This window comes from Actinoplanes sp. NPDC048791, assembly GCF_040650095.1.
Taxonomy (GTDB): Bacteria; Actinomycetota; Actinomycetes; order Mycobacteriales; family Micromonosporaceae; genus Actinoplanes.
Genome location: NZ_JBEZGQ010000802.1, coordinates 1 through 3915, shown reverse-complemented (window position 1 = coordinate 3915; position 3915 = coordinate 1). Strand labels below are relative to the sequence as shown.

Here is a 3915-nt window from a genome sequence, read left to right as displayed (position 1 = left end):
GGCGTCCCCGACATCGACGGGCGCACTGCGACTCTGGTCGCGGTCTGAACCGTCGCCGGGCAGGGCAACAGCCGCCCGCCTCCATGAGGCGGGCGGCTGCTTTTTGACTTTGGCTAGGTGCTCAGGCCCGGCTGGAGGTTGCTCTGGACCTTGCGGCGGAGCATCACCTGCCGGGTTCCGTCCCGGAAGAGCTGGACGCGGGCCAGCTCCCACCCCGAGAATTCCGCCTGGATCGCCAGCTGCGCCGCGGCGGTCAAGCGATCGACATTCGATGGCAACCGGAGCGGCGCGTACTCGTAGTCCATGCGTCCTAATATGCCCCGGCGCCCGGCATGTCACCAGTCCCCGGGCCGGTCAGGCCCTCTCTCTCGGGGTAGCCGACCGGCACCCCCGACACGTCGTCGAGGGCGTCGGCGATCTCTCCCGGCAGCACCAGGTCCTCGCTCTGCAGCGCGCCCTGCAACTGCCCGGCCGTACGCGCGCCCAGGATCGGCGCGACCACTCCCGGCCGGTCCCGGATCCACGCCAGCGCCACCTCCAGCGGCGACACGCCCAGACCGCCGGCCGCGATCACCACCGCCTCGACGATGCTCGAGCTGCGCGGCTCCAGGTATGTCTGCACGAACGGCGCCAGGTGCTCGGTGGCGGCCCGCGAGTCCAGCGGCCGGCCGTTGCGGTACTTGCCCGTCAGCACCCCGCGGCCCAGCGGCGACCACGGCAGCACGCCGATGCCCAGCGCCGCCGCGGCCGGCAGCACCTCGCGTTCGACGCCGCGTTCCAGCAGCGAATACTCCACCTGGGTGGCGACGATCGGGGCCCGGGTCGGGAACGCCTGCTGCCAGGCGGCGGCCCGCGCGGTCTGCCAGCCGGCGAAGTTGGACACGCCCACGTAGCGGACCCGGCCGCTGTTGACCGCGTGGTCCAGCGCCGACAGGGTCTCCTCCAGCGGCGTCTGCGGGTCGTAGCCGTGCACCTGCCACAGGTCCACGTAGTCGGTGCCGAGCCGGCGCAGCGACTGGTCCAGGCTGCGCAGCAGGTGGCCGCGGGAGCTGTCGCGGCGGCGGAAGCCGTACTCGCCGAGGCCGGCCTTGGTGGCGATCAGCACCTCGTCGCGGGGCACCAGGTGGTCGATCAGGGAGCCGATGACCGTCTCGGCGTCGCCGTCGCCGTACACGTCGGCGGTGTCGATCAGCGTGCCGCCCGCCTCCAGATAGAGCTTCAGCTGGTCGGCCGCGTCGTCGGGGTCGGTGTCCCGGCCCCACGTCATGGTGCCGAGGGCCAGCCGGGAGACCGCCAGCCCGCTTCGGCCGAGCGGTCGTTGTTGCATGGGTGAACCTTATTCAGCCGGGCCCGGCCGCGAAACGCTCGTGGCAGCTCAATAGGGCCGCGATCCGTCGGGTTGACGACCGAACACCGCGAAGATCACTGAGCGTGTTCGCCTAGGCTTCGTAGCGCGGAGCATCGGTGCTCTCGCGGAAGAAACGGGAGGACCCGTGCGGCTCGGACTCAGCCTCGGATACCAGACCTCGTGGACCACACCCGCCGATCATCTGGCCATGGCCCAGGAGGCCGACCGGCTCGGCTACTCGGTGGTCTGGGCGGCGGAGGCGTACGGCTCGGACTCGCCCACCATGCTGGCCTGGATCGCCGGCCAGACGCAGTCGATCGACGTCGGCGCGGCCGTCATGCAGATCCCGGCGCGCAGCCCGGCGATGACCGCGATGACCGCCGCGACCATCGACACCCTCTCCGGCGGCCGGTTCCGCCTGGGCCTGGGCGTCTCCGGCCCGCAGGTCTCCGAGGGCTGGCACGGTGTGCGCTTCGGCAAGCCGCTGGGCCGCACCCGCGAGTACGTCGACATCGTCAAGCTGGCGATCGCCCGCAAGCCGGTGGCCTACGACGGCGAGCACTACACGCTGCCGCTGCCCGACGGCCCCGGCAAGGCGCTGCGGCTGGGCTTCCACCCGCCGCGCGAGCAGATCCCGATCTACCTGGCCGCGGTGGGCCCGAAGAATCTCGAGCTGGCGGGCGAGATCGCCGACGGCTGGCTGGCCATCTTCTTCGCGCCCGACGCCGCGGGGGAGTATCTCCAGCACATCGAGCGCGGCCGGTCCAAGAGCGGCGCCGGCCTGACCGGCTTCGACGTGGCGCCCACCGTCCCGGTCGTGATCGGCGACGACATCGCCGCCGGGGCCGACCAGATCCGCCCGTACGCCGCGCTGTACGTCGGCGGCATGGGCAGCCGCGAGCAGAACTTCTACAACCAGCTCGCCGTCCGGATGGGCTACGCGGACGCGGCCAAGGAGGTCCAGGACCTCTACCTGGACCGCAAGCCGCGGGACGCGGCCGCCGCGATCCCGCAGGACTTCATCACCCGGACCTCGATGGTCGGGCCCAAGGCCCGGATCACCGAACGCATCCGGGAGTACGCCGCCGCCGGCGTCGGCACGCTCTCCATCAGCCCGTACGTGGGCGACCTGGAGAGCGGCATCGCCACGCTGCGCACCGTCGCGGAGGCGTACGAGGCGTCGGGCGTGGCCGAGTAGCCGTGGCCACCGTTCTGCTGCTCCGCCACGGGCGGACCACCGCCAACGCCACCGGTGAGCTCGCCGGCCGGCTGCCGGTCGAGCTCGACGAGGCCGGCCGGGGCCAGGCCCAGCGGGTCGGTGAGCGGCTGCGCAAGCTGCCGCTCGCCGCCGTGGTGACCAGCCCGCTGATCCGCTGCCGGCAGACCCTGGAGCTGGCCCTGCCGGACATCGTGCCGGAGGTCGACGAGGGCCTGATCGAGTGCGGCTACGGCGACTGGGAGGGCCGCCCGCTCAAGGAGCTCACCGGCGAGCCGCTCTGGCCGGTCGTCCAGCAGCACCCCAGCGCGGCCGTGTTCCCCAACGGCGAGGCGATGGCGGCCATGTCGGCCCGCGCGGTGGCCACCATCCGCCGCTGGGACGCCCGGGTCACCGCCACGCACGGCCCGGAGGCGCTGTGGCTGGCGTGCAGCCACGGAGATGTGATCAAGGCCATCGTGGCCGACGCTATGGGTCTGCACCTCGACGAGTTCCAGCGCCTGGTGGCCGATCCGGCCTCGGTGAGCGTGATCCGCTACACCCCGACCCGCCCGTTCCTGGTGCGGCTCAACGACACCGCGGACCTCTCGGCGCTGATCCCGCCGAAGCCCGCCGAGGGCGCGCTCCCGGAGTCCGACGCGGCCGTGGGCGGTGGCGCGGGCGGCGGCGCATGAGTACGGCCGGTAACCGGCGTGTTACCACAGCGTGCGCACGCTTTGCGCCCTCGGCGAACCCCGCCGGTGGGCTGAGCGCTCGCGCACGCGGGCGGATAGGGTCGAACCCATGACCCACCAGGTGCATGCCTTCGAGCCGCCCGAGCGGTTCGTCGCCGGGACGGTGGGCGAGCCGGGGGACCGGACATTCTTCCTCCAGGCCCGCGGTGGCGGCCGGGTGGTCAGCGTGGCGCTGGAGAAGGTCCAGGTGTCGCTGCTCGCCGAAAAGCTGGAGGAGCTGCTCACCGAGGCCAGCCGGCGGTTCGGCGTCGACCTGCCCGAGGCCCCCGTGCTCGCGATCAACGACAACGAGCCGCTGGACACCCCCGTCGACGAGGAGTTCCGCGTCGGCACGCTCGGTCTCGCCTTCGACGTCGACACCACCACCGTCGTCATCGAGGCGATCGAGGCCGGTGAGGGCGACGCGGAGGTCGAGCTCGGCGAGGACGACGAGGACGAGGACGACGACCCGATCGCCGACGACGAGGACGACGAGCCCGACGACGACCTCGACCGGCTGCGCGTCCGTTTGACCCCCGAGGCGACCCGCGCGTTCATCGACCGCGCCCGGCGCGTGGTCGCGGCGGGCCGCCCGCCGTGCCCGCTCTGCGGCCAGCCGCTGGACCCGGCCGGCCACC

Annotated in this window: 5 protein-coding genes; 3 read left to right on the top strand and 2 right to left on the bottom strand. The window is 72.8% G+C overall.

Features of this window, described 5'->3' with window-relative positions:
• Positions 1–113: 113 nt before the first annotated feature.
• On the bottom strand, positions 114–305 hold the full coding sequence (locus AB0C29_RS37380) for a DUF5703 family protein (RefSeq protein WP_360830742.1): 192 nt from the start codon (positions 303–305) through the stop codon (positions 114–116).
• Positions 306–310: 5 nt separating this feature from the next.
• On the bottom strand, positions 311–1327 hold the full coding sequence (locus tag AB0C29_RS37375) for an aldo/keto reductase (RefSeq protein WP_360830739.1): 1017 nt from the start codon (positions 1325–1327) through the stop codon (positions 311–313).
• Positions 1328–1493: 166 nt separating this feature from the next.
• Between AB0C29_RS37375 and AB0C29_RS37370 the strand changes: the two genes are divergently transcribed.
• The 3 genes from AB0C29_RS37370 to AB0C29_RS37360 form a co-directional block, all read left to right on the top strand.
• Entirely contained in the window at positions 1494–2546 is a 1053-nt protein-coding gene (locus tag AB0C29_RS37370) for an LLM class F420-dependent oxidoreductase (RefSeq protein WP_360830736.1), read from the top strand.
• Between the two features lie 2 nt (positions 2547–2548).
• Entirely contained in the window at positions 2549–3238 is a 690-nt protein-coding gene (locus AB0C29_RS37365) for a histidine phosphatase family protein (protein WP_360830733.1), read from the top strand.
• 109 nt (positions 3239–3347) lie between these two features.
• On the top strand, positions 3348–3915 hold a 568-nt coding region (locus AB0C29_RS37360), incomplete at its 3' end, for a DUF3090 domain-containing protein (protein WP_360830730.1).

What these genes read in the sequence shown, in the direction of transcription:
- AB0C29_RS37380 (WP_360830742.1), bottom strand. Translation starts at nt 305, where the DNA reads ATGGACTACGAGTACGCGCCGCTCCGGTTGCCATCGAATGTCGATCGC.
- AB0C29_RS37375 (WP_360830739.1), bottom strand. Translation starts at nt 1,327, where the DNA reads ATGCAACAACGACCGCTCGGCCGAAGCGGGCTGGCGGTCTCCCGGCTG.